This is a genomic window from Chloroflexota bacterium (assembly GCA_015478725.1).
Classification (GTDB): domain Bacteria; phylum Chloroflexota; class Limnocylindria; order Limnocylindrales; family CSP1-4; genus C-114.
Genome location: JADMIG010000021.1, coordinates 1 through 23,864, shown reverse-complemented (window position 1 = coordinate 23,864; position 23,864 = coordinate 1). Strand labels below are relative to the sequence as shown.

Sequence of the window (23,864 nt, the reverse complement as noted above, 5' to 3'; positions counted from 1 at the left end):
CCCTGATCCTCGAGGCGACACCCACCGGAGGTGCACGATGACGATGCGTTCGGAGCTCGCCGAGGCGCCGGCCGTCGTCCGGCGGCTGCTCGAGTCGGGACGTCGACCCCTCGATCAGCTCGCGAGCGCGGTCGAGCGCCGCGGCGTGGGATTCGTCCTGATCGCCGCCCGTGGCACATCCGATCACGCGGCGACGTACGCTCAGTACGTCCTCGGCGAGCGGAATGGGCTCCCGGTGGGGTTGGCCGCGCCGTCGCTCGCATCGCTCTATGGGCACGGGCCCCGGCTCGAGAACGCCCTTGTCGTGGGGATCAGCCAATCCGGTCGATCGCCGGACGTCGTCGGCGTGGTCGAGGACGGCCGCCGGCAGGGGGCGCTGACGCTCGCCGTCACGAACGATCCGTCGTCACCGCTCGCCGAAGCAGCGGACTTCGTGGTGCCGCTCGTCGCCGGTGAGGAGCGCGCGGTCGCGGCGACGAAGACCTATGTCGCCGAGCTCGTCGCGGTCGCGCTTCTGTCCGAGGCGCTGGCGAGGGTGGGAATCGTCGGCGTCGGGGGCACGGACGACGGCGTCGGTCCTGGCTGGCGCGACGAGGCACTCGAGCGCCTGCCGGCGTCCCTCCAGGCGGCCGTCGACCTCGAGCCCGAGGTCGTGTCGGCCGCGCTGGCGCGGGCCGGACTGACCCGCTGTGCCGTCCTCGCCCGCGGCTACCACTACGCCACCGCCCGCGAATGGGCGCTCAAGCTCAAGGAGGTGGCGGGCGTCGCGGCCGATCCCTACTCGGCAGCCGACTTCGAGCACGGGCCGATCGCCGTGGTGGCGCCGGGCTTCCCCGTTCTCGCCGTCGCCACGAAGGGCCCCGCCGTGCCGGGCATGGCCGACCTGTTCGGACGGTTGCGGGCACAGGGCGCCGACCTCTTCGTCCTCTCCGACGATCCGGCCGTCCGATCCCTTGGCGCCACCTCGATCGCGGTTCCGCCCGACGTGCCGGAGTGGCTCTCGCCCATCGTCGCCATCGTCCCGTGCCAGCTTTTCGCGTACCACCTCGCGCTCGTATCCGGCCGCGACCCGGAGACGCCGCCCAACCTCCGCAAGGTGACGCTCACGCGCTGAGCCCGGAGCTCGTCCTTCGTGCGCGGTGGACCGGACCTGTCGAAGTGACAGGAGCGGTCATGTAACATCAGCGACAGGGTCCTCAGGTGATGACGCCCGCGCCCGGACCCGAGCAGCGACGAGGATGGAGACGGACCCGTGACGTGGACGACAGACGAGTCCCTCGGGACGTCGCCCGGATCCCCGGATCCCGGTCCGCTCGCCGGCCTCCGCGTGCTGGAGCTTGGGACACTCATCGCCGGACCGTTCGCCGGCCGACTGTTCGCCGATTTCGGTGCCGACGTCCTCAAGATCGAGCAGCCACCGGAAGGCGATCCCCACCGCGCGTGGGGGATGTCCGTCGACGGGGCCGGATCGCTGTGGTCGCTCGTCCAGAACCGTGGCAAGCGGTCGCTCGCCCTCGACCTCCACGATCCGGCCTCACGGGCCATCGTGCGCGAGCTGACCCGCGAGGCGGACATCCTGATCGAGAACTTCCGACCGGGCCGCCTCGAAGCGTGGGGCCTCGATCCGGCCGAGCTCCAGAGTGACAACCCACGGCTCGTCATCGTCCGGATCTCCGGCTTCGGACAGACGGGACCCCTACGCGACCAACCCGGCTTCGGGACCATCGCCGAGGCGGCCGGCGGTCTCCGCTATGTGACCGGCGAGCCCGACCGGCCGCCGACCCGCGCCGGCCTGAGCCTCGGCGATTCGATCGCGGCGCTCTACGGCGTCATCGGCGCCCTCGTCGCCATCTTCGAGCGCGACCGGTCGGGGGCCGGGCAGGTCGTGGACGTCGCCCTCTCCGAGGCGGTCTTCAGCCTCCTCGAAGGGATCCTTCCCGAGTACAGCCTCTTCGGACGCATCCGCGAGCGGACCGGCAACATCGCCCACAATTCCGCCCCGACGAACGCCTACCGCTGCTCGGACGGCGAGTACGTCGTCATCGGGGCGAACTCGGACGGGCTGTTCGCTGGGCTCATGGGGCTCATCGGGCGGCCCGATCTCGCGACGTCCGCGGAGCTCGGGACGAACCTGGGACGCGTCCGTCATGCGAATGAGCTCGATGCGGCGATCGGCGCCTGGACCGTCGGTCGCACGCGTGACGAGGTCGTGATCGCGGTCCGCGCGGCGCGGATCCCGTGCAGCCGGATCGCGAGCGTCGCCGACATCGTCGCAGACCCCCAGTTCCAGACGCGGGACATGCTCGTCGAGGTCGTCGATCCGCGGCTCCAGAAGCCGATCCTCACGCCGGGTATCGTGCCGAAGCTCACCCGTACGCCCGGGCGCGTGCGCGGCCTGGGTCCACGGGTCGGCGAGGATCCGAACCCGCGCTGGCGCGACCTCGCCGGACCGATCCGCGCTACGGAGGCGACCGATGCCTGATCCCGCCGATGCACGCCGGCCGTTCGAGGCCGCCGCCTGGGCGTCCGCGCTCACGGATGCGGATGCGGAGCGCGTCTACCTTCGCGGCCGGCCGGTCGACGAGCTCATCGGCCGCCGCTCGTTCGCCGCGACGATCCTGCTCCTCTGGCTGGGCCACGAGCCGGAGGACCGGGCGGCCCGGATCTTCGAAGCCTGCCTCGTCGCCGCGATCGACCACGGTGCCCGTGCCCCGTCCGCCATCGCCGCTCGGACTGCGACGGCGAGCCGATCCGGGTCGATATCGGCGCTCGCCGCCGGGATCCTGTCCTTCGGCCACCTGCACGGGACCGTCGTCACCGGCCTCATGGAGATCCTCGCCGGTCGGCCTGCGATCCCACCGTTCGACGCCTGGGCAGAGGCGGAGGTCGCATCCCGCCGAGCCGTCGGCCAGCGGGTCCCCGGGATCGGCCATCGGAGCCACGAGTTCGATCGCCGCGCCGAGCGACTCTTCGGACTCCTCGCGGAGGCCTATCCGGACGCCGGCGCACCGGCCGCGGTCCAGGCGCTCGCCCGGGCGGTCGGCGCACGAGCGTCGCGGCCCATCCCCATCAACGTCGACGGTGCGATCGCGGCCTGTCTCGATGCGATCGGACTGCCGCCCGTCCTCGGCGACTTCACCTTCGTGGTTGCACGCACCGCGGGCCTCGCCGCCCACATCGCCGAGGAACTCGAGCGCGGCCAGCCGATGCGGACGATCGATCCGTCGCGCCTCGTCTACGACGGACCCGCTCCGACTCGCGTGACCGTGGATGGAGGGCCCCGTCGGAGATCCTCCATCCGTGGACCGTCCATCGATGAATGATCCGGCGGGGCCGGACCCTGCTCTCGGCCGGGCAGCCGGGCTCAGCGCTTCGGTCGGCTCGCGGTGAGGATGCCGAGACCGGCCACGAGGAGGATGACGAGGGTGAGGAGCCAGCCGGCGGCGCCGGCATCGAGTCCCGCCCGGATGACGAGCCAGACGAGCGCGAGGGCGACGATCGAGCCCACGAAGAGCTCCGGCCGGTCGCCGACGAGGAAGTCGTACCAGAAGGCCCCGAAGGCCCGGAGATATCGCACCCGGTTCTCCTACTTGTCGAGAGCGGCGGCCATCGTCGGGCGGATCCGGGCCGGAAGGATCCGGTTCCGGACGTACCACACGGCCGCGAGTGAGGCGACGAGGTAGATGGCGAAGAGGGCGAGGAGGGTGGCGTCGCTCCAGGTCCACACGATGCCGATCCCCTCGCCGGCCCAGAAGGTCCCGAACGTCGTGAGCATGAGCCCGACCGAGAACTTCAGGCCGTTCTCTGGAACGTTGGCGAGCGGGCGATGGACGGCCGCCCCGACGACGAGGACGAGGACGCCGGCCACGGTCGCTCCGAGTGCCGCGGGGCCGAGCTGGCCCGCCGAGGCCCCGAACGTGACGACGATGAAGGCGACCTCGAGACCCTCGAGGAGCACGCCCTTGAACGCGACGGTGAAGCTGATCCAGTCCATGCCCGAGGCGGGGACCGGGGCCTCGTCGCGCATCGCCGCGATCTCCGCCTGGTAGATGGCGGCCTCGTCGTGCTTCGCCTTCGCGCCCGCCGCGCGGAGGACCGCCTTCACGAGCCACTGCAGTCCATAGATGACGAGGAACCCGCCGATGACGAGCCGGAGCACGGCGATCGGGACGAAGAGGACGATCGCCGTGCCGAAGACGCCGACGAGGACGGACAGGACGAGCACGGCGGCAACGACGCCGATGAGGGTCGACCGCCACTGGCGGGTCACCCCGACCGCGAGGACGATGGTCAGGGCCTCGACGAATTCGACGATCGAGGCGAGGAACGCCGGCAGGGCGGCGACCGCAAGATTCACTGCAGCTCTCCTTCGACGTTGAGTGTCACCGAGTAGAATGTGACTGTTAATACATCCACACAGGTATTATGGCGTCAGATGCGATGGCGGTCAAGGTCCGATGAGTGACGACGAGGGGGCCGTATGATGCCCCCGGAACCCGTCCGACCCGTCGCCAGACCGCTTCCGGAGATCGCCATGCCCACGACTCGCCCGACCCGCTTCATGCTCCTCGTCTATCGGATGCCGGCCCGTCCGACCGCGAATCGCGTGTACGTCTGGCGGATGCTCAAGAAGCTCGGCGCCGTCCACCTCCAGCAATCGGTGACCGTCTTCCCCCAGAACAAGCAGATCGCCCATGAGCTCGAGCCGCTCCTCGAGAAGATCACCGACTCGGCGGGCGAGTACCACCTTCTGCCACTCCGCCAGCTGCCGGCCGTCGAGACGGAGAAGCTCGTGGCGCGGTTCGTCGACCAGACGGCCCGCCACTACGAAGAGATCATCGAGAACTGCGAGATCAACTTCACCAAGGAGATCGAGTTCGAGACGTTCCGCCGCAACTTCACGTACGAGGAGGCGGAGGAGATCCGCATCGAATACGAGAAGATCGTCGGCTGGTTCGAGCGAGTGAGCCAGCGCGACTGGTTCGGCGCCCCGAACCGTGATGCGGCCCTCGGTTGGCTCGAACGGTGTCTGCGCCTGCTCGAGGGCTTCGAAGCCCAGGTATTCCGGACCCAGGCGGCGGCCGACGAACGGCAGAGCTCGTCGCGCGAGAGTCCGGCCGGCCGGTCCGCCCGCCGACCCGGCCGCCGTCGACGGGCGACCTCACTCTCGAGCGCCGGCCTCCGCGTAGCCGCCGGGCCGCGGGAGGATGCGGCGGATCCGGACGAGCCCGACCTCGCGGACGCCCCGGACGCCGAGGGTCTCCCGGTCCACCACGGACGGTCGGCCATCGACGGCGGCGTCTGAGGCTCATTTGGGAGCTGGACTGCCCGACAGCGGCGAACCTGGCAGAGATCCGGCGAGGGACCGGCGCCTCAGCTTCGCGCTCCTCGCCGTCAGTGCCCTCGCGATGGGCGCGGTGGCGGCGGCCCGGCCGATGGTCTCGTACGCCGCCCTGGCGATCCACGCTCCCACCGTGGCGCTCGGCGTCATCGCGTCGGCGTTCGCCCTGGTGCCCGTCGTCGCGGCCATCCCGCTCGGGCGATGGATGGATCGGTTCGGGGCGGCGCCGTTCCTCGCCGGTGGAACCTTCCTCATCGCCATCTCCTGCCTCCTCGTACCGTGGCTGGCGAGCGTGCCGGGTCTGGCGGCCGACCAGATCGTCCTCGGTCTCGGTCAGGTGCAGGTCGCGATCGCCGCGCAGGCGCTCATCGCCCGACGTGTCGCCCCACACAGCTACGACGGTGCGTTCGGCTGGTTCACCGTCGCGGTCTCGCTCGGCCAGCTCGTCGGCCCGCTCACGGCGGGCCTCCTCATCGGGGAGGGTCAGGTCGGGCTCGCGAGCCTCGTTGGCCCGTTCCGTGTCGCTGGCGGCGCCGGCCTCATCGGTCTCGGGCTCGCAGCAGCCATCTGGCTCCACGATCGGCGTCATCCGGCCCCGGCTGCCAGCCGGCGTCCGGATGACGGCCCCGCAGGCCTGCCCGCAGGATCCCGCCGGGCCCGCCTCGGGCGCGTGGGTCCGGTCCTCCTCGTCAGCTCCTCGCTCGTCGTCACGGCTGACGCGCTGAGCGTCTATCTCCCGGCCCTCGCGCTCCAGCGCGGGATCGCCGGGCCGGTCGTGGGCGCGCTTCTTTCCGTTCGCGCCGGCGCCTCGATGCTCTCGCGTCTCGCGCTGGGGCGGCTCGCCCGCCGGCTCGGGCGTCGCCGCCTTCTCATGGGCAGTCTTGCGATCTCCGGCCTCGGCCTCGCCGCGCTGCCGCTCGTCGCCGACCCGCCGATCATGGCGATCCTCATGGTCGGGACCGGTCTCGGACTCGGCATCGGCCAGCCGCTGACGATGTCCTGGATCGCCCGCGACGCGATCGCCGGGCGCCAGGGCGCGGCCCTCGCGATGCGGATCAGCGCGAACCGCGTGGGCCAGCTCATCGCCCCCGCGACGCTCGGCGTCATGGCGTCGATCGGCGGCGTGCCCGTCGTGTTCTGGGCCCTCGCCGTGCTCCTCTACTCAGCCGGCGGGCTCGCCGCGCCGGTCTCGTTCGAATCCGCTTCGTGATCCGGCCCTGGATCAGCCGAGCGCAGCACGAAGTCGTTCATCGGTGAATTGTCCGCGGATGCAGGGATGTTCCGGCCGCACCCGTGCTCGGGCGAGCGCTCCCGCGTGGGTCCGGACCTTCCCGCCGACCGGAGCCCGGATCACCACGCTCAGGGGCGCGCGCCCTCGCTCAGGCGCTCGCGTCGAGGTTGAGCCCGGTGCCCGGGTCGAAGAGCTGCACGTTGGCGAGGTCGAGGTGCAGTGACAGCGGTGAACCGGGCGTGAAGAATGGCTCGCCGGCGAATTTGCCGACGAGTTCCTGGCCGCCCACCCGGACGTGGACGAGCGTGCTCGGACCGAGGTACTCGATGAAGTCCGTCTGGCCGCGGACGACGCTCCGGTCGCCGTTCGAGCCGGCGTCGAGGTGGAGGTCCTCCGGTCGGACGCCGAGCAGGAGCCGGCGCGCACCACCAGAGGCAAGGGCCGACCGTCGGCCCGTGGGTACCGGCAGATCGATCTGATCGCTGGCGAAGGCCGGACCGGTCGCGCCGTCCCGCACCTCCACCTCGAGGAGGTTCATCGGCGGGCTGCCGATGAACCGGGCGACGAAGGCGTTCCGCGGATGGCGATACAGCTCCTCCGGCGTCGCCACCTGCTGGATGACGCCGTCGTGGAGGACGACGATCGTCTCGCCAAGCGTCATCGCCTCCGTCTGGTCGTGGGTCACGTAGATCGTCGTCGTGTGGTGTCGCTCGTGGAGGCGACGGAATCCCACCCGCGTCTGTGCCCGGAGCTTCGCGTCAAGGTTCGAGAGGGGCTCGTCCATGAGGTAGACCTGGGGCTGCCGGACGATCGCCCGTCCCACCGCGACGCGCTGCCGCTGACCCCCGGACAGCTGACGGGGGAACCGGCTGAGGAGCGGTTCGAGTTCGAGCTCTTCCGCGGCCGCGGCGACTCGTTCCCGGATCTCCGGCGGTCGGAGGCCGGCGAGCCGCAGGCCGAAGGCGAGGTTCTCGAAGACGGTGAGATGGGGAAACAGCGCATAGGACTGGAAGACCATCGCCACATCGCGCTCGCGGGGCGGCAGCATCGTCACATCGCGGTCGCCGATGAAGACTCGCCCGGTCGTCGGCGGCTCCAGCCCGGCGATGATCCTGAGCGCGGTCGTCTTGCCGGATCCGGACGGGCCGACGAACACGACGAAGCGCCCGTCGTCGATCGTCAGGTCGGTGGGCTCGAGCGCGGCGACCGCCTCGATGCCGGCCCGCCGGCGATCGAAGCGCTTCCCGAGCCCCTCGAGTCGGACCTGGGCCACGGTCAGGACCGTCCGGAGGTCGGCTGGAGTGCGGCGATCAGGTCGCGGACGCTCGGCAACGCCTCGATCCCATCGACGAGCTCGATGACTCGCGCGGCCGCGGCCGGCTCGAGAGCCGTTTCGAGGCACTCGCGGACCTTTGCATCGAACACCTCGGCGGACATGGGGTTCGCCGGATGACCGACACCGAGGTCGCCCTCCGCGAACAGCTCGCGACCGTCCTTCAGGCCGATCGTGATCCGGCTGAGCATCCGCGCGTAGCCGGCCGCCTCGCAGACCGGATCCACCTCCATCGAGACGCGGCCGATCATCGTCTGCACGTCGGGTTCCCGGACGACCTCGTCGCGGTACTCGGCGATGCCCGCCCGACGCCGGAGGAGGAGGATCGCCATGCTGAATTCCATGCTGAACTTCGCCTCGAGGGCGGTCCACGGCCGATGGTGGATGAGGGCGTTCGGCATGTTCGCGTTCGTCCCGACCCGAACCCACTCGACCGCCTCCGGGGCGAGGTCGTGGCGCGCGATGAGGTCGCTCATGACCGCCATCGCGGGGTGCGTGAGCGAGCCGCCCGGATGCGGTTTGATGGAAACACCCGGATGGAGGTAGAACCACGGGTCGCCGAGACGACCGTGGATGAGCTCCAGGGCGGGGGTCCCGCCCATCGCCGAGAAGAAGCCGCGCGGCGCCTCCAGGATCCCGGCCGCGGCGGTGAACCCGTCCCGGGCGAGGAGCGTCGCCTCGAGGCCGTGCTGCGCAGCACGCCCCACGTGGAGCGGCTTCGTCATCGTCCCGAAATTCTCGCGGAGGCCGGCCGCCTGACTCGCCGCGATGGACGTCGCGCGCGTCGTGGCCTCGTCGTCAAGCCCGAGCAGATTCGCCGACCCGAGCGCCGCGCCGATCGTGCCGACCGTGCCGGACGAATGAAGGCCGCGCTGGTAGTGGGCCGGATTCGACGCATCCGAGATGCGACATTCCGCCTCCGTCCCCGCGACGAACGCGGTCAGGAGCGCCCGGCCGTCAGCGTCGGCCGTCTCCCCCACCGCAAGGACGGCGCCGAGGACCGGGACGGAAGGGTGGGTGAGAAGCCCGTAGACGGACTCGGGCCGGGTCGCGAGCTGCGTGTCGTCGTAGTCGAGGGCGTGGCCGCTGAACGAGTTGACGAACGCGGCCAGCGGCGCCGGTAGCCGGTGGGCGGTCCCGACGACCGCGGCCTCCTCCACTCCCCGATAGGCGACGGCACGGCGGAGGGCGAGACCGGTCCCCTCCTCGAGGTGCCCGGCGACCATGACCGCCAGGCTGTCGAGGATATGGCGCCGGGCCACGGCCCGGATCTCCGGCGAGAGATCGTCGAACCGGAGGTCGGCGACAAAGCGGACGACCTCGGCGGTCGGGCCGGGCTCGAGCGGCGCACCTGTCGCGTCGTGTGACGCGCGATCGGGTGCGGGGCGTGGAGTGGTGGCGTCGGGTCGGCTGGTCGCGAGGTCACTCATCGAGGATTCGCTCTCCGCGGCGGAACAGGTACGCATAGACGCCCCCCGAGATCGCGAGGAGCAGGATCATGACGACCGAGACGGCCGCCGCCCTCCCGAGGTCGAGGTTGTCGATGAGGAGCTGCCGGATGAGGACCGGCAGCATCATCGTGCTCTGGTCGGGACCACCCTGGGTCATGAGGAACGGGATGTCGAACTCGTTGAAGCTCCAGATCGTCCGGAGCATGACGGCGACGATGATGACCGGCGTCATCCACGGGATGATGACGAAGCGAAGGACCTGCATCGGACTCGCACCGTCGGAGCGGGCCGCCTCCGTCAGATCGACCGGTACGGTCTGGAGCCGGGCAAGGAACAGGATGATCATGAACGGCATGTACTTCCAGACGGAGATCGCGATGACCGTGTTCATCGCACCACCCGGGTCGGAGAGCAGGCCGAGCGGCTGGTCGATGATGTGGAGCGAGATGAGGACGTAGTTGACGACGCCGGTCAGGTCGTTGAGCAGGTAGCCCCAGATGAGGGCCGCCACGACCGCCGGCACGATGAACGGGAAGAGGATCGCGCCGCGGGCGATGTTCCGGCCCGGCAGCGACTGGTGGAGGAGCAGGGCGATCGCGAACCCGAGCAGCGTCTGGGCGACGATGTTGCCGATCGTGTAGTACAGCGAGTGCCCGAATGCCTGCAGGAACTGGCCGCCCGCGAGCAGCCAGGCGAAGTTGTCGAGGCCGACGAAGGTCCCGGGCCCGTTGAGCGTCGCCCACTGCTGGAATGCGCTCGTAACGACGCTCCAGAGGGGATACGCGACGTAGACGAGCATGAGGACGAGCGCCGGCAGCATGAGCACCAGGGCGAGCCGCGAGTCCGAGATATGGAGGCCGAGCCGCGGGAATGGGTAGCCGCGGCGGGTCGTCCGCCAGCGGACCTTCTTCTTCGCGATGGGCGCAGGGCTGCTCGTCACGATCGATCAGCCGGAGCGACGCACGCGGACACGATGGACTCCTCCTCGGGCGGCCCTGCGGGTCGAGCCGTCGTGGCGCGCCGTCGCGAGGCGACGGCGCGCCTTCGGATCGGATCTAGCCGGAGTACGGCTTCCAGTTCGGATGCTTGGTCTTGTAGTCGGCGACGATGCCCTTGTACTGGCTCACCGCCCAGGCCTGGCCGTCCTTCACGGACATCTTCTCGAGGACGATCTTCTGCATCATCTGCATGTCCACTGGATTGATGCCCCAGGCGGTCGCCGCCCACGGCGCCGGCAGCCCGTTGTACAGCTTGAGCTGACCGGTCGACATGACGCCCATCGCGCCGCTGATGTCGGTGGACTTGTCGATCTGGCCGTACAGGGTCGTCAGCCAGTCCTTGTGCTTCTGGACGTACGCATTGGACGTGTCCCCGAGGGCCGCATCGCGGACGCTCTTGACGGCGGGGATGAGCTGACCCGGCACGCTGTTCGCGTAGGCGACGCCGTTCTTGTCCGTGAGCAGGAACTTGATAAACGCCTTGGCGAGATCCGGGTTCTTCGTCTTGGCATCGATGGCGAGATAGCTCCAGCGCCACTCGTGGACGTCCACCGGCCCGAACGGCGTCGGCTCGACCTGGGTGATCGATTCGAGCTGGGGGGCCTTGCCGGGGATGCTCGTGCCGAGCCGACCCGGATAGAACGACATCGCGACGCGCTCGCTGAGATACGCGTCGATGAGCGAGTAGAACGTCCAGTTCGTGTTCCCTGACGGGGCAAAGGCGAGCAGGTCCACGTAGTCCTGGATCGCCTGCCCGACCTGCGGTGAGTCGAAGACGACGTTGCCCTGTGGGTCGAAGTAGTCGCCGCCATTGGCCCAGACCATCGGCGGAAAGACGTAGTCGAAGGGACCGAATCCGCCGGACGCGAGGGCGAGACCGTACTTGCCGCCGCCCGTGTTCTGCTGGGCGATGCCCTTGAGGTCCGCGTAGCTCGTGGGCTGGGTCGGCACCCGGTCGGATCGCGACCAGGCACTGATCGGTCCGCCGCCGTACGGAAAGACGTAGTCGTGGCCGTTGACGATGGACCGCGTGCCGGCCGGGAACTGGTCCGCGCCGACCTGCGCGATGAGGTCGTCGAGCGGATAGAGGTAGCCCGCGTCGATGAACTGGCCGCGGTACGGTGCGCCGCACTCGAACAGGCCGAGATCCTGGCCGACGCTGAGGCCGGTGAGGATCCGCTGATCGCGGTCGGCGTTGCTCATGAGGATCTGAGTGATCTCGGTACCCGGGTTCTTCCCGGAGAACGCCTCTGCCGCCGCGGTGACGACGGCCTGCGTGGCCGGGTCGTCCTCTGTCGTGAAGAAGTTGATGAGGTTGAACCCGCCCCCCGCGCTCGCGCCGGCGCTGCCCGCCGGAGCCTGCGAGGCGGACGAGCTCGTCGAGCACGCGGCGAGGAACGCCGCTCCTGCCGCCGCAGCGCCGGCGCCGAGGACCTGCCGCCGGCTGAGACGCCGGTCCAGGATCGCCGGTACGTGGCGTTCACGGCCCTGATCGTTGTCCATCGAGCCCTCCTCGCTCATTCGCTTCCTACCCCTTGACAGCGCCGCTGCTGAACCCGGCCACGAGCTGGCGCTGCACGAACATGAAGACGATCAGGACGGGTAGCGTCATGAGCGTCGAGCCGGCCATGAGGATCCCCCACGAATAGAGGTTCAGCTGCCCGACCAGCACGGTGGCGAGGCCGGCGCTGAGCGTCTGGTTCGACGGTGTGTACAGGAGAAGCGAGGCGAAGAGGTACTCGTTCCATGCCACGGCGAAGGTGAAGATCCCGGTCGCGATGATCCCTGGCAGGGCCTGCGGCAGGACCACCATGTAGAACGCCTCGAAGCGGCTCGCCCCGTCGACCATCGAGGCGTCCTCGAGGTCGCGCGGGAGGCCGGCGAAATACGACCGGAGCTGCCAGACCCCGAAGGGCACGAAGTACGCGATGTAGAGGACGGTGAGGGCGACGGGCGAGTCGAGCGCGTTGAGCGCGTGGGCCACCGTGAAGACCGGCACCACGACGAGGATGCCCGGCAGCATGTACGCGACGAGCCCGACGAGGCCGCCGAAATCGGCGACCCGATTGCGGAACCTGGCCATCGCGTAGGCCGCGAGCGTTGAGAGGACGATCGTCGCGACCGAGGTCGCGCCCGCGATGAGGACGGTGTTGAGGAAGTACCGGGCGAACGGCAGGACTTGGAAGAGCAGGATGTAGTTGTTGAGGGTCGCCGCTGCGGGGAGGAGCGTCGGCGGGTAATGCATCGTCTCCGGGTCCGGCTTGAGGGACGTGAGGACGGCCCACAGGAGCGGCAGGGAGATGAAGGCGACGATCGCCCAGAGGATGACCGTGAGCGCGAACTTCACGATGATCCGACGTCGGAAGATGTCGAGATAGATCCGGCGTGTGCTCCGGAACTCGGGGAGGCCGGGTGCGCCGAAGGCGACCGACCCGACGGGCGTGGTGCCTGTCACCCGTGCTCTCCCGGCAGCGGCCATCCCCGATCCGCCGGGCCAAACTCGCCACGGCACGCGATGCCGGTCAATGAACGCGGAGACCTACACGTCGAGTGTAGCATAGTAACAGGTGTTTCCACGATAGTTCCGCACCGTAGAGGATGGGGGCGGCGGTGTCAAGCCGTTCGAGTACGATCGGCGGACCGTGCCGATCCTCCCTGCGGACCACATCGCGTTCCTCGCCGCAACGCGCCGCGCGATCCTTGCGACGATCGCGCCGAGCGGTATGCCAAGGCAGGTACCGATCTGTTTCGCCATCGTCGATGCTGGCGACGGCGGCGTCCTCTATTCGCCGCTCGACGAGAAGCCGAAACGGGGCTCAGATCCCCACGGGCTCGCGCGGGTGCGTGACCTCCTCGCCCGGCCGGAGGTGAGCCTCCTCGTCGACCGCTGGGACGAGGATTGGGCCTCGCTCGCCTGGCTCCGCGTCGAGGCGACCGCGAGCCTCCTCGAGCCCGGCGGCCCCGAGCACGCGCGGGCGGTCGGCGCCCTGCGATCGAGGTATCGGCAGTACCGAACCCACGCCCTCGAAGTCTGCCCGCTCATCCGTCTCAGACCGACGCGGGCGGTGTGGTGGTCGGCCTCAGCGGTTGTTGCCGTTGTGCCCGAGTGACAGGCTGCCCGGCTGCGGGTAGTACATGAGACCGTGCGGGCGACCACCGGTCCGGATCGTCCTCACGACCCGACCCGTTCGCGGATCGACCACGGACACCGTCCCGCTGAAGCGATTCGAGATCCACAGCCGCGTCCCGTCCGGTGAGACGGAGATCATGTCCGGGCTACCCCCGATCCGCCAGCTGGAGACGACCCGCCGCGTCGCGAAGTCGATGACGGATAGTGTCCCTGCCAGACGGTTCGTGACATACAGCGAGCGGGCATCGCGACTGATCGCGAGGCCGTGGGCACCGCGGCCGGTCGGGACGAAAGCGACCTGGCGCATCGTCGCCGGGTCGACGATCGACACGCCGTTGCGGCCCTGGTTCGCGACGTAGACGACGCGACCGTCCGGGGCGAGCCGGACGTCCGTCGGGCTGCCGCCGAGGAAGAGGGCGGTCACGACCGTCATCCGCTCGACATCGACCTTGACGAGGAAGCCGGAGTACTCGGTGCTGAGAATCGCGTACCGCCCGTCGGCGGTGAAGTCGAGGTGGTCCGCACCGGCCCACGGAATGATCAGTGCCTTCTTGAGCCGCCACGTTCGGCGGTCGTAGAAGTAGAGCTGGGCCGATCGTCGAAACTCGCCGCCGACTCCGCTCCGGTCGACGACATCGATGGCCCATCGTCCATCGAGGCTGAAGTACAGGTTGTACGGCGGGGGCACATCACGACGGCCGATGAGCCGGCCGGTGGCCGGATCGATGATCGCGAGGCGGCCGGAGAACGTCGACTCCACGTAGAGCCGGCGGAGATCCCAGTCGGGGGTGATGTGCTCTGGCGACGCGCCGACGGCGTAGCGGGCGACGATCCGGTACGTCCGTGGGTCGATGACACTGACCGTGCCGCTCGCCTCGTCGGGGACGTAGACCCGCGGCGGGAACGCCGCCACGACGGGCGAGAGCATCCCAACGCCGGTGCCCGCGTAGACGTTGGTCGGGGACGCCGTCGGGGACGCGATTGGCGCGGCGACCGGCGGCGGAGAGGCCGTACCCGATGCCGCGTCGGAGGGCACGGCGGGGCCTCCGGGACTCTCGGTCGGTGACAGGACGGCCCCTCCGGCCGTCACCGGGACCGAGGGGTCCGGGGCACCCGACGCGACGGCGGACGGCGCCGCGACCGGGCTCCCGACGATCCCGACCCCGCGGCCGATGACGAGGGCGACGACGACGACAGCGATCCCGGCGAGCCAAAGGCGGAGGTCGCGACGGCGGGTTCCGGAGGAAGGAACGGAGGCCGGGCGGGTCGGTCGAGAGGCCGGCAGCATGTGGGCGGATGATACCGCCGACAGAGCCAGAGAGGCATTTTCGTGGCCACACACGCCGCGCTGCGAACCGAGTCCGAGAGCCCGCCACGGGTTCGCGACACCGGCGCGACGACGCGGATGTGGATGGGTGCTTGACAATGCAAAGAAACGAAGTAGCGTTCGGGACGAGGTTCGCGCCGGGCGTCGGACGCCTCTCGACGAGAACCCCATCTCACGCGTTGCCGGACTCGTGAGTAGCTGCTCGCACGTTGGCGGCTCAGTCCGAGCGGAGGTGGGTGCATGTCCGTCCAGCCGAATCCCGAGATCGAGGCGCTCCTGACCGAGCGCCGCGAGTTCCCGCCGCCGGCCGAGTTCGCGGCCAGGGCCAATGCGACACCCGAGCTGTACGCCCTGGCCGAGCGCGACTACGAAGCCTTCTGGGCGCAAATGGCCCGCGAGCGGTTGACCTGGTCCCGGGACTTCGAGCGGACGCTGGAATGGGAGCTGCCCTACGCCAAGTGGTTCCTCGGCGGCACGCTCAACGCCTCGTACAACTGTGTCGACCGCCACGTCGAGCGCGGCCTGGGCACCAAGGTTGCCTACCACTGGGAGGGCGAGCCGGGCGACGCCCGGACCCTGACCTACGCCGACCTCCTGCGCGAGGTCAGCAAGTGCGCGAACGCGCTCCTCGAGATGGGCGTCAAGACCGGCGATCGAGTCGGCATCTACATGGGCATGGTCCCCGAACTGCCGATCGCGATGCTCGCCTGCTCGAGGATCGGCGCCGCCCACGTCGTCGTCTTCGGCGGCTACAGCGCGGACGCCGTCATGGGCCGCATGATCGACGCGGAAGCGGTCGCCATCATCACCTGCGACGGTGCCTGGCGAGGCGGCAAGGTGCTCGACCTCAAGGGCCCGGTCGACGAGGCCTGTGCCGGGGCGGCGACCATCAAGAACGTGCTCGTCGTCAAGCGGACCGGCCACGAGATCCCGTGGACCGAAGGCCGCGACCACTGGTGGCACGAGACGGTCGAGCGCCAGTCCGAGCAGTGCGAGCCGGTGCAGGTCGATTCGGAGCACCTGCTCTACCTGCTGCACACCTCGGGCACGACGGCCAAGCCCAAGGGCGTGATGCACACCACCGGCGGCTACCTGACCGGCATCGCCACGACCCACCATTTCATCTTCGACATCAAGCCCGAGGACGTGTACTGGTGCGCCGCCGACGTCGGCTGGGTCACCGGGCACAGCTACATCGTCTACGGCCCGCTCGTCAACGGCGCCACCTCCGTGATGTACGAGGGCGCGCCACAATACCCGACCCCCGATCGCTGGTGGTCGATGATCGCCAGGTACAAGGTCAACATCCTCTACTGCGCGCCGACCGCCATCCGGGCCTTCATGAAGCAGGGCGAGGAATGGCCGGCCAAGCACGATCTGAGTTCGCTGCGCCTGATCGGGACGGTCGGTGAGCCGATCAACCCCGAGGCGTGGCTCTGGTACCACCGGAACATCGGTGGCGGGCGCTGCCCGGTCGTCGACACCTGGTGGCAGACGGAGACCGGCATGATCCTCATCAGCGCCCTGCCGGGCCTCACCACGCTGCGCCCGGGCTCTGCCACCCGGCCGTTCCCCGGCATCGGCGCCAAGGTCGTGGACGCCGACGGCACGGAGGTCTCCAATGGCAAGGGCGGCGGCTACCTCGTCCTCACCCGGCCGTGGCCCGCCATGCTTCGCGGCATCTACAAGGATCCCGAGCGCTACTTCAACACCTACTGGGCCCGCTTCCCCGGCGTCTACTTCGCCGGCGACGGCTGCAAGGTGGACGAGGACGGCTACTTCTGGCTGCTCGGCCGAGTCGACGACGTGATGAAGATCGCGGGACACCGGATCAGCACGACCGAAGTCGAGTCCGCGCTCGTGGACCATCCGGCGGTGGCAGAGGCCGCCGTCTGCGGCCGCAGCGATCCGATTACGGGCGAGGCGATCTTCGCCTACGTCATCCTCAAGCTCTCAGCCCAGCCGTCGGATGCGCTGTCGGCCGAGCTGCGTGAACACGTGGCTCGCAAGATCGGGGCCATCGCCCGCCCGAAGCAGATCATGTTCACTCCCGAGCTTCCCAAGACCCGCTCCGGCAAGATCATGCGCCGGCTGCTGCGGGACATCGCCGAACAGCGTCCCCTGGGCGACGTGACGACGCTCGCGGACTCGACCATCGTCGAGACGATCCGTGACAAGGCCCAGTCAAGTGAGGCGGAACAGCTCGTCTGACAGCGGGTTCGACGAGCCGATCGGCATCTCGGAGGGGTGGTCGGGGTCCGCACCCGAACCCTGACTCGAAAGGAGTCGGAGCGTGGCGCAAGCGCAGACGTTACCGGGGGCCGGCACCGCCCCGGTCGCCGCCATAAGGGAGGCGAATCCGGCACCGCTCGGTCTGGCCGGATTCGCCCTCACCACGTTCGTCCTGTCGATGACGAACGCCGGTCTCATCGGTGGCAGCTCGGTCGAGGTCGTGCTCGCTCTCGCACTCGCCTACGGCGGCCTCGCACAGCTGCTGGCGGGCATGTGGGAGTTCAGGAGCGGCAATACGTTCGGCGCGACCGCCTTCAGCTCGTACGGAGCCTTCTGGTTGAGCTATGCCGCCTTCGTCTGGTTCTTCGCCGGGAGCCTGAAGTCGGCTGACGCGTCAGGCGCGATCGGCACCTACCTGCTCGCCTGGGGCATCTTCACCTTCTACATGTGGATCGCGACCCTGAAGCACGCCCGTCCGGTGATGCTCGTGTTCCTGCTCCTGTGGATCACCTTCCTGTTCCTGGCTATCGGGGCCTATCAGGGCAGTGACTCGATCACCAAGATCGGCGGCTATCTGGGCCTCCTCACCGCGATCGCGGCCTGGTACGCCTCCGCGCAGATCATCATCAACCAGGCGTTCGGACGGACCGTCCTGCCCGGCTGACCGTTTCCCTCGTGCTGTCAGCGAGAGCCGGCCCGTCGGGCCGGCTCTCGCGCTTCTCGAGAACTCGCCCAGTCTTTCTCGAAGGGTTTGACGCGGTCACTCAGTCGGGCGCAGCTCAGGAGGCAGTCCCCGCCCTCGAGGCCGCCCCCTCGAGAAGGCGAACGAGAGCCAGCTCCTCGGATCGCCCGAACGCGCCGGGCCCGCCCCCAGCGGCATCCACCCGCCGCCGGCGACCCTGCGGCAGTGAGCCGTCCAGGTAGGCCTCGACGACGACCGGGGCGACATAGCTCTGGCGACTGACCGCCGGGGTGTTGCCGAGGACCCCCGCCACGACTCCCACGGATCGCGCGAGCGCCGAGCGCGGTCGCTCGGCGGCCTGACCGGGTCGCCGCCGCAGTTCGTCGAACGCCACGAGGGTGCCGATCCACGTGCGGAAGTCCTTGGCCGTGACTTCGATGCCGGCGGCCGCTCGCAGGTAGGCATTCACGTCGGCCGACTCGATCGGCCGAGGATCGCCCGCTTCGTCCATGTACTGGAAGAGCTCCTGCCCGGGCAACGCCTCGCACCGCGCCACGATGCCCGCCAGGCGCCTGTCGCGCACCCCCACTTCGTGGACCTTCCCACCCTTGCCCCGGAAGCGGAAGCGAAGCGCTCCGCTGGTCAGCGTCACGTGCCGATTCCGCAGCGTGGTGAGGCCGAACGATCCATTCGAGCGGGCATACGCCTCATTGCCGACTCGCAGCGCCGTCGTCTCGAGGAGCCGCACGACGGTGGCCAGGACCTTGTCCTTCGAGAGGCCGGGGCGCACGAGATCGGCCTCCACACGGCGCCGGATCCGTGGCAACGCGCGGCCGAAAGCGGCAAGACGACTGAACTTCATCTCGTCCCGCCCCCGCCGCCATGCGGTGTGGTAGCGCGACTGCTTTCGTCCTCGAGCATCGCGCCCGACGGCCTGCAGGTGGCCGCGCGGGTCAGGGCAGATCCACACATCGCGCCAGGCTGGCGGTATGGCCAGACCACGGATCCTCGCCAGGACCGAGGGGTCCCGGACAGGTTCGTCGTGCTGCCAGTACCGGAATCCGCGGCCGACCCGGCGACGGACGATCCCCGCGTCACTGTCGCTCGAGTACCGCAGGTGTTCGCCGGCAGCCGCCGGGTACGTCCCAGGAGGAGAAGACCGACGTCCCATCGCGGCATGCATACCACGTTCACGTCGGCGGGGTTTCGCCCGAAATGAGTACGCGGGCGCGACGATGGCCGAACCCTCGACGGGAGCGGCGGACCGTGCCGGGGACCGCGAGCCCTATGTCGCTCGGCGGGAGCCGAACCCGAAGTCACCGAGGTTTCGCCGGACGATCGGGAGCCATGCGGCGCCGACCATCATCTGTGCTCCGATCAGCACGATGAGGAGGAGCCCGGGGACCGAGACGACGAGGCTCGGGATGAGCCACACGAAGGAGAACGAGAGCGGTCCGAGCGAGCCGAAGGTGACGTCCGGTGACCCCGGCCCTCCTCGGGAAATCGAGCCGATCGTGAACCCCCCCGCGGGACCGGCAGGGGGCGCGTCGACGAGATAGATGTCGATCGTGACCTCAGCCGCCGCGCTTGTCTGCTCCCCGAGGGTCAGCACGTATCGGAAGGAATCCGGCCCGACGTAGCCCTGGTCGGGCCGGTACGTGAACGAACCGTCGGGCGCGAGCAGGAGCAGTCCATGGCCGACGTCCGAAGTCAGCGTCACGTGCGCGCCGGCCGCAACCGAGGAGACGTTGCCAAGGAGCTCGGAGGCGCTGGCCGCCAATTCGGTGTCTTCGGGAGTTCGAAAGCTCGCCGTTCGAGGGGCGAGGAGCGGTCCGGGCATCGATGCCTCGGACGACGGGGCGGCGGAGATGCCTGGAAAGGCCGTTGGGACGGACGAGGCGTTCCCCGATGAACGCGGCGTCAGGCTCGGCGTGGGACGTGGCGTGGGGCGCGGACTCGGTGTCGGGCTGGGCGTCGAGTCAGGGGTCGGGCTGGGCGTCGAGCCAGGGGTCGAGCTGGGCGTCGGTGTCGTGCTTGCCGTCGCCGTGGGGCTCGCCGTCGCCGTCGGGCTGGGCGAGCACTTGTTGCCGAAGTGATTGCCGACTCCCTGGTCACACGGGCTTGCGGCGGCAGTGCGCGAAAGGAGCACAGGACCGGCGGCATCGGAGACAGCGATCGCGGGCTGGAGTGCCACGAGCAGCAAGGCCCAGGCGAGGCCGGTGACGATCGCCAGGCGTCCCGCCATCCCGGCACGTCGGAGTTCGCCGTCGCGGGGCCCGCTCATTCAGGCGACCCGGTCATTCGGCGTCCAGATCCGGGCGCGCCAGACGTCCATGTCCGGCAGCGGAGGATCCTCCGCGGTCCGGATCCCCAACACGAACGCCCGAACGAGCTCCTCATCGAGTTGCGTGCCGACGCTGTCCTCGAGGCGGACCAGTGCTTCGTCGACCGGTATCCCCTTGCGATAGGGGCGGGTGGTCGTCATCGCCGAGAAGGCGTCGGCGACGGCCAGGAGCCGCGCGATCAGCGGGATCTGTTCGCCCTCGAGCCGATCGAGATAGCCCCGGCCGTCCCAGCGCTCATGATGGAACCGGATCCCTGCCTTGACGAGCTCGAGGTGGGGCAGGTCGCGCACGATCATGTGGCCGAGGGCGACGTGCTGCTGGACGGCGCCCTGCTCCTCGGCGGTGAGCTTTGCAGGCTTGCGCAGGATCTGGTCCGGGATGCCGATCTTGCCGACATCGTGGAGCAGCCCAGCGACATGGATCGCCTGGCGGAGCTCCGCTCCCAGCCCGAGTCGGTCGGCGAGGAAGTCAGCGTAGCGCGCCACGTCCTCGGAGTGGCGCTTCGTGTACCGATCCTTCGTGTCGATCGCGATCACGAGCCCCTGGAGGATGTCGAAGCTCTTGGTGAAGGCGCGCGTCGCCCCGGCCGCCTCGGCGACCCGGATTGCATCCCCGCCGCTGCCCTTCGCCTCGCCGAGGGTCATGGCGGCGATCGAGAGGAGGCCCGTCACCGAGTCGGCGTCGAGCGGGAACGAACAGATCCCGGCGCTGATGGTCAGTGGCAGCTGCTCGGAGTCGCCGTATCGCATGCTCACCTCGGTCAGTGTCGATCGGAGCTGATCGAACGCCGGCCGCAGTGCGGCCACGACGCCGGGCTTCGAGATCACGAGGTACTCGTCCGGTCCATAGCGGCCGACGATCGAGCCCTCCGGGGCGCAGTCGCTGAGGATCCGGCTCAACTCGAGGAGGGCGGCGTCGCCTGCGCCATGCCCGTGCGTGTCGTTGAGAAGGCGGAAGTTGTCGATATCGATGAGCCCGACTTCGACCGCTCCTCCCTCCGCCCGAGCGGCCTCGACGCTGCTGGCGAGCGAGCCGACGAGGGCGCCATGGTTGAGCCGGCCGGTGAGAGGGTCGCGGCGGGCAGCCTCGACGAGGGCGACGGTCTGACGCTGCAGTCGACGGTGCGCGGATCGGAAGATCAGGTACAGGATGACGGCCACGACCACGGCGGCTGACAGGGTGAGGAGGACGATCTCCTGCCGAGCCGCGCCGATCCTCGCGAGCACCGGCTCCGCGTCGCGGGTGACCGTGAGGACGGCCTGGACCGTCCCGCCGGAGGTGATCGGCAGCGATTCCGTGAGGATCTGGGACGTACCGAACCGCGGATCGGTCGCTGGCTCGATGCTCGCGGCGGTCGATCCTGCCGCTGCCGTCGCGAAGTCGGCCGAGGACGTCGCGGAGGCGGCGAAGGCATCGCTCGCGAACAGGAGCGCACCGCCTGGCGTGCGCACATCGAGCCGCAGGAGGTTCCCCCGACTCACGACCACCGCCAGCTCCGACTGGAGCACGGCGGCGCGCGCGGACGTGAGGGTCGCCGGATCGAGATCCGCCGGCACGAGCGTGCTGTTGACGAGGATCCGAACGAGGGAGGCGTCGTCGCCGACGACCGCCGCGAGCGATTGGGTGGTCAGGTGTGACGACACGAGGATGGACTGTCCGGTCGCCGTGACGCCGATGATGAAGAGGAACACGCCGAACACGAGCGCCAGCAACGCGGGTGAGCGCCTCGAGTTCGCCTGGTCGGCCGTCGGGATCCGGACCATCTGCTGGCACGGTAGCGATCGGATGGTCCGCACCCTATAGATCGATAGTCCTGGGGCCCGGGCTGATGGATCGTGGATCGATGGTCCTCTGTGGGTGTCGGATTTGACAGAGCGAGGCGCTGGCGCATGCTATCTGTCGTGGCGATCAACCCGAGACTCGTTCGCGTGTACCTGCTCCTCGATCCCGTCGAGGGGCGGCAGGACGGCGCCTGGGTGATCCGGTACCGCAACGAATCGTTCCTGACCGACACCGGCGGAGGCAACCCGGAGCCGTTCGTCGGGAGCGATCCACCCATGCGGGCGATCGAACGCCGCGCCAGAGCCAAGCCACCCCTGATCGGCTTCGACCTCAGGTCACGGGAAGACATCGCGCGCGAACTGCGGATCAACCCGGCGCTTCTGGAGTTCGTGCGGCGGAGTGACGACGCCTTTCCGGAGCCGATCGTCACGTTCAGGGACGGTCCCGTCTGGGACGCCGAGGCCATCGAGCGCTGGGCGCCCACCCGGCGCCCGATCGCGGCCCGGGACCGCGGTTCGCTCCTGCCCTGACCCGGTCGGAGGACGAGCGGCCGACGTCCCCCAGACGCACCCGGACCTCGTCGGCGAGCACGTCGAACGCGACCCTGTACCCTTGTCGTCATGGCGCATGCCCGCCCGTCCCGAGGCCCACGCCGCCAGACCCCCGTACGACGCCACGCCACCTGGCTCGGCCTCGGGCTCGTCGCGCTCGCGGCCGTCATCGCCGCGGGGATCGGATCGGGCGGTCCGCCGCGGATGCTCTCCTCCGGCGCCGTCGCCGCGGTCGCGGATCAGAGCGCCTCGCCGGCCCCGTCGACGAACCCCACCACGGTGCCTGCACCGACGCCGACGCCGCTTCCCACGCCGATCCCGGCCTACGCACTCCAGGTTCGCCTCAACGCTCTCCGCGTCCAGTACCACGTGCCGGGTGTGTCGGTCACGATCATCTGGCCGGATGGCCGGAGCTGGACCGGGGTGAACGGCTGGGCCGACGTCAAGCGCCATGTGCCGGTCGTCGCCGGCACGGCGTTCTCGGTCGGCAGCGTCTCGAAGACGTTCCTCGCCACCCTCGTTCTCGAGCTCGTGGACGAGAACCGGCTGTCGCTCGACGATCCGGTGGTCCGGTGGCTGCCGACGGCCCGCGTGCCAGCCACCGTGACGATCCGCGAGTTGCTCGACCACACGAGCGGCCTGTACGACTTCTTCTCGAACCCGACGATCGACACGGCGATCCTCGCCGCCAAGCAGCGGGTCTGGACGCCGGCCCGCGCCCTTGGTTACATGCGGTCGCCGTACTGCGCCGCCGGAACCTGCTGGCACTACTCGAACTCGAACTACGTGCTCCTCGGCCAGATCGTGCAGCAGGTCACGGGAAGGTCCGTCGCGATGGAGCTGCGGCGCCGATTCTTCGATCCGTTGCAGCTCGCCAGGACCTTCGTCCAGGGTGCCGAGCCGGCGCGCGGGACCGTCGCGACCTCCTACCAGGTACTCGGCTGGGGTTCGCGCATCCGCACGGTCAGCCAATCCGACGGCACGACGATCTCGCCGTTCACCTCCGTGGTGACGGCGGCGGGGAGCGCCGGTGCGATCGCGGCGAGCTCCGGCGACCTCGCCGTCTGGGCGCGCCGGCTGTACGGCGGATCGGTCCTGCAGCCGGCAGGGCTCGCGGCCATGCTCGACGACTCGCAGAGCCTGCGCGCGCGATCGAAGCTGCCGTACGGGCTCGGCGTGGAGGAGGTCTCACTCGGCGGCCGACCCACCCTCGGCCACCGCGGTCGGCTCATCGGTGCCGGGGCATCGATCCGCTACCTGCCCGACTCGGGGTTCAGCATCGCCGTGGTGACGAACCAGGACCGGGTGAGCCCGGACGTCTTCGCCGCGGCCCTGCTCGCCATCGCCTTCCCGTTGCCGCCGCCGACGCCGTCACCTCCCGCGTCGGCTCAGCCGAGCCCGCCAGGCTAGCCCGAACTTCCAGCGCCCGGCGGGCCTGATCGGGGCCTGTCACGACCCTTC

Annotated in this window: 22 protein-coding genes; 11 read left to right on the top strand and 11 right to left on the bottom strand. The window is 69.7% G+C overall.

Going from position 1 to position 23,864, the window contains the following annotated elements; all coding sequences use genetic code 11:
- The first annotated feature begins 37 nt into the window (after positions 1-37).
- From IVW53_11880 to IVW53_11870, 3 genes are all read left to right on the top strand, one after another.
- Positions 38-1,114, top strand: a complete 1,077-nt coding sequence (locus IVW53_11880; protein ID MBF6606270.1) for an SIS domain-containing protein — start codon at positions 38-40, stop codon at positions 1,112-1,114.
- Positions 1,115-1,252: 138 nt separating this feature from the next.
- On the top strand, positions 1,253-2,482 hold the full coding sequence (locus IVW53_11875) for a CoA transferase (GenBank protein ID MBF6606269.1): 1,230 nt from the start codon (positions 1,253-1,255) through the stop codon (positions 2,480-2,482).
- On the top strand, positions 2,475-3,323 hold the full coding sequence (locus tag IVW53_11870) for a citryl-CoA lyase (GenBank protein MBF6606268.1): 849 nt from the start codon (positions 2,475-2,477) through the stop codon (positions 3,321-3,323). The genes IVW53_11875 and IVW53_11870 overlap by 8 nt, the downstream gene beginning before the upstream one ends.
- A 41-nt stretch (positions 3,324-3,364) precedes the next feature.
- On the opposite strand, the gene IVW53_11865 is transcribed toward IVW53_11870, so the two are convergent.
- Positions 3,365-3,577, bottom strand: a complete 213-nt coding sequence (locus IVW53_11865) for a hypothetical protein (GenBank protein MBF6606267.1) — start codon at positions 3,575-3,577, stop codon at positions 3,365-3,367.
- A 9-nt stretch (positions 3,578-3,586) separates the two neighbouring features.
- Positions 3,587-4,357 carry a hypothetical protein gene (locus tag IVW53_11860; GenBank protein MBF6606266.1) on the bottom strand — a complete coding sequence of 257 codons (771 nt, stop codon included), beginning with the start codon at positions 4,355-4,357 and terminating at the stop codon, positions 3,587-3,589.
- Between the two features lie 177 nt (positions 4,358-4,534).
- Here IVW53_11860 and IVW53_11855 point away from each other — a divergent pair, with 177 nt between their 5' ends.
- The gene (locus IVW53_11855) at positions 4,535-5,305 is read left to right on the top strand and encodes a hypothetical protein (GenBank protein ID MBF6606265.1); all 771 of its coding nucleotides are present in this window, start codon (positions 4,535-4,537) and stop codon (positions 5,303-5,305) included.
- A 7-nt stretch (positions 5,306-5,312) separates the two neighbouring features.
- Entirely contained in the window at positions 5,313-6,551 is a 1,239-nt protein-coding gene (locus IVW53_11850) for an MFS transporter (protein MBF6606264.1), read from the top strand.
- Positions 6,552-6,720: 169 nt separating this feature from the next.
- Here the strand turns inward: IVW53_11850 and IVW53_11845 are convergent, their stop codons facing one another.
- From IVW53_11845 to IVW53_11825, 5 genes are all read right to left on the bottom strand, one after another.
- Positions 6,721-7,845, bottom strand: a complete 1,125-nt coding sequence (locus IVW53_11845; GenBank protein MBF6606263.1) for an ABC transporter ATP-binding protein — start codon at positions 7,843-7,845, stop codon at positions 6,721-6,723.
- Between the two features lie 2 nt (positions 7,846-7,847).
- Positions 7,848-9,335 (bottom strand): MmgE/PrpD family protein, encoded by a 1,488-nt coding sequence (locus tag IVW53_11840; GenBank protein MBF6606262.1) that lies wholly within the window; start codon positions 9,333-9,335, stop codon positions 7,848-7,850.
- Positions 9,328-10,296, bottom strand: coding sequence for a sugar ABC transporter permease (locus tag IVW53_11835; GenBank protein ID MBF6606261.1), 969 nt, complete (start codon positions 10,294-10,296; stop codon positions 9,328-9,330). The genes IVW53_11840 and IVW53_11835 overlap by 8 nt, the downstream gene beginning before the upstream one ends.
- 115 nt (positions 10,297-10,411) lie before the next feature.
- A complete protein-coding gene (locus tag IVW53_11830; GenBank protein MBF6606260.1) occupies positions 10,412-11,857 on the bottom strand; it encodes an extracellular solute-binding protein in 1,446 nt (481 codons plus the stop codon).
- A 25-nt stretch (positions 11,858-11,882) separates the two neighbouring features.
- Positions 11,883-12,809: a carbohydrate ABC transporter permease gene (locus tag IVW53_11825; GenBank protein MBF6606259.1), complete on the bottom strand. Its 927-nt coding sequence runs from the start codon at positions 12,807-12,809 to the stop codon at positions 11,883-11,885.
- A 187-nt stretch (positions 12,810-12,996) separates the two neighbouring features.
- Here IVW53_11825 and IVW53_11820 point away from each other — a divergent pair, with 187 nt between their 5' ends.
- Positions 12,997-13,464, top strand: a complete 468-nt coding sequence (locus IVW53_11820) for a TIGR03668 family PPOX class F420-dependent oxidoreductase (protein MBF6606258.1) — start codon at positions 12,997-12,999, stop codon at positions 13,462-13,464.
- Here the strand turns inward: IVW53_11820 and IVW53_11815 are convergent.
- Positions 13,435-14,772, bottom strand: a complete 1,338-nt coding sequence (locus IVW53_11815; GenBank protein MBF6606257.1) for a beta-propeller fold lactonase family protein — start codon at positions 14,770-14,772, stop codon at positions 13,435-13,437. The genes IVW53_11820 and IVW53_11815 overlap by 30 nt on opposite strands.
- Positions 14,773-15,051: 279 nt before the next feature.
- On the opposite strand from IVW53_11815, the gene acs reads away from it, so the two are divergent.
- Complete coding sequence (gene acs / locus IVW53_11810) at positions 15,052-17,022, top strand: acetate--CoA ligase (GenBank protein MBF6606256.1); 1,971 nt, start codon at positions 15,052-15,054, stop codon at positions 17,020-17,022.
- Positions 17,023-17,104: 82 nt separating this feature from the next.
- Complete coding sequence (locus IVW53_11805; protein MBF6606255.1) at positions 17,105-17,707, top strand: acetate uptake transporter; 603 nt, start codon at positions 17,105-17,107, stop codon at positions 17,705-17,707.
- Positions 17,708-17,822: 115 nt separating this feature from the next.
- On the opposite strand, the gene IVW53_11800 is transcribed toward IVW53_11805, so the two are convergent.
- Positions 17,823-18,896 (bottom strand): DNA topoisomerase IB, encoded by a 1,074-nt coding sequence (locus IVW53_11800; protein ID MBF6606254.1) that lies wholly within the window; start codon positions 18,894-18,896, stop codon positions 17,823-17,825.
- 114 nt (positions 18,897-19,010) lie between these two features.
- Positions 19,011-19,565 (bottom strand): cadherin-like domain-containing protein, encoded by a 555-nt coding sequence (locus IVW53_11795; GenBank protein MBF6606253.1) that lies wholly within the window; start codon positions 19,563-19,565, stop codon positions 19,011-19,013.
- Positions 19,566-19,593: 28 nt separating this feature from the next.
- On the opposite strand from IVW53_11795, the gene IVW53_11790 reads away from it, so the two are divergent.
- A complete protein-coding gene (locus tag IVW53_11790) occupies positions 19,594-19,821 on the top strand; it encodes a hypothetical protein (GenBank protein ID MBF6606252.1) in 228 nt (75 codons plus the stop codon).
- A gap of 188 nt (positions 19,822-20,009) precedes the next feature.
- On the opposite strand, the gene IVW53_11785 is transcribed toward IVW53_11790, so the two are convergent.
- Positions 20,010-21,833, bottom strand: a complete 1,824-nt coding sequence (locus IVW53_11785) for a diguanylate cyclase (protein MBF6606251.1) — start codon at positions 21,831-21,833, stop codon at positions 20,010-20,012.
- Between the two features lie 126 nt (positions 21,834-21,959).
- Here IVW53_11785 and IVW53_11780 point away from each other — a divergent pair, with 126 nt between their 5' ends.
- Together IVW53_11780 and IVW53_11775 are read left to right on the top strand one after the other, a co-directional pair.
- Positions 21,960-22,382, top strand: a complete 423-nt coding sequence (locus tag IVW53_11780) for a hypothetical protein (GenBank protein MBF6606250.1) — start codon at positions 21,960-21,962, stop codon at positions 22,380-22,382.
- A 90-nt stretch (positions 22,383-22,472) separates the two neighbouring features.
- Entirely contained in the window at positions 22,473-23,813 is a 1,341-nt protein-coding gene (locus tag IVW53_11775; protein ID MBF6606249.1) for a beta-lactamase family protein, read from the top strand.
- The last annotated feature ends 51 nt before the right edge of the window (positions 23,814-23,864 follow it).

Bases quoted from the DNA above. Each gene is read 5' to 3' on its own strand.
- IVW53_11880 (MBF6606270.1), top strand. From the start codon at position 38: ATGACGATGCGTTCGGAGCTCGCCGAGGCGCCGGCCGTCGTCCGGCGG.
- IVW53_11870 (MBF6606268.1), top strand. From the start codon at position 2,475: ATGCCTGATCCCGCCGATGCACGCCGGCCGTTCGAGGCCGCCGCCTGG.
- IVW53_11855 (MBF6606265.1), top strand. From the start codon at position 4,535: ATGCCCACGACTCGCCCGACCCGCTTCATGCTCCTCGTCTATCGGATG.
- IVW53_11840 (MBF6606262.1), bottom strand. From the start codon at position 9,335: ATGAGTGACCTCGCGACCAGCCGACCCGACGCCACCACTCCACGCCCC.
- IVW53_11830 (MBF6606260.1), bottom strand. From the start codon at position 11,857: ATGGACAACGATCAGGGCCGTGAACGCCACGTACCGGCGATCCTGGAC.
- IVW53_11815 (MBF6606257.1), bottom strand. From the start codon at position 14,772: ATGCTGCCGGCCTCTCGACCGACCCGCCCGGCCTCCGTTCCTTCCTCC.
- acs (MBF6606256.1), top strand. From the start codon at position 15,052: ATGTCCGTCCAGCCGAATCCCGAGATCGAGGCGCTCCTGACCGAGCGC.
- IVW53_11800 (MBF6606254.1), bottom strand. From the start codon at position 18,896: ATGGGACGTCGGTCTTCTCCTCCTGGGACGTACCCGGCGGCTGCCGGC.
- IVW53_11795 (MBF6606253.1), bottom strand. From the start codon at position 19,565: ATGCCCGGACCGCTCCTCGCCCCTCGAACGGCGAGCTTTCGAACTCCC.
- IVW53_11790 (MBF6606252.1), top strand. From the start codon at position 19,594: ATGCCTGGAAAGGCCGTTGGGACGGACGAGGCGTTCCCCGATGAACGC.
- IVW53_11785 (MBF6606251.1), bottom strand. From the start codon at position 21,833: ATGGTCCGGATCCCGACGGCCGACCAGGCGAACTCGAGGCGCTCACCC.
- IVW53_11780 (MBF6606250.1), top strand. From the start codon at position 21,960: ATGCTATCTGTCGTGGCGATCAACCCGAGACTCGTTCGCGTGTACCTG.
- IVW53_11775 (MBF6606249.1), top strand. From the start codon at position 22,473: ATGGCGCATGCCCGCCCGTCCCGAGGCCCACGCCGCCAGACCCCCGTA.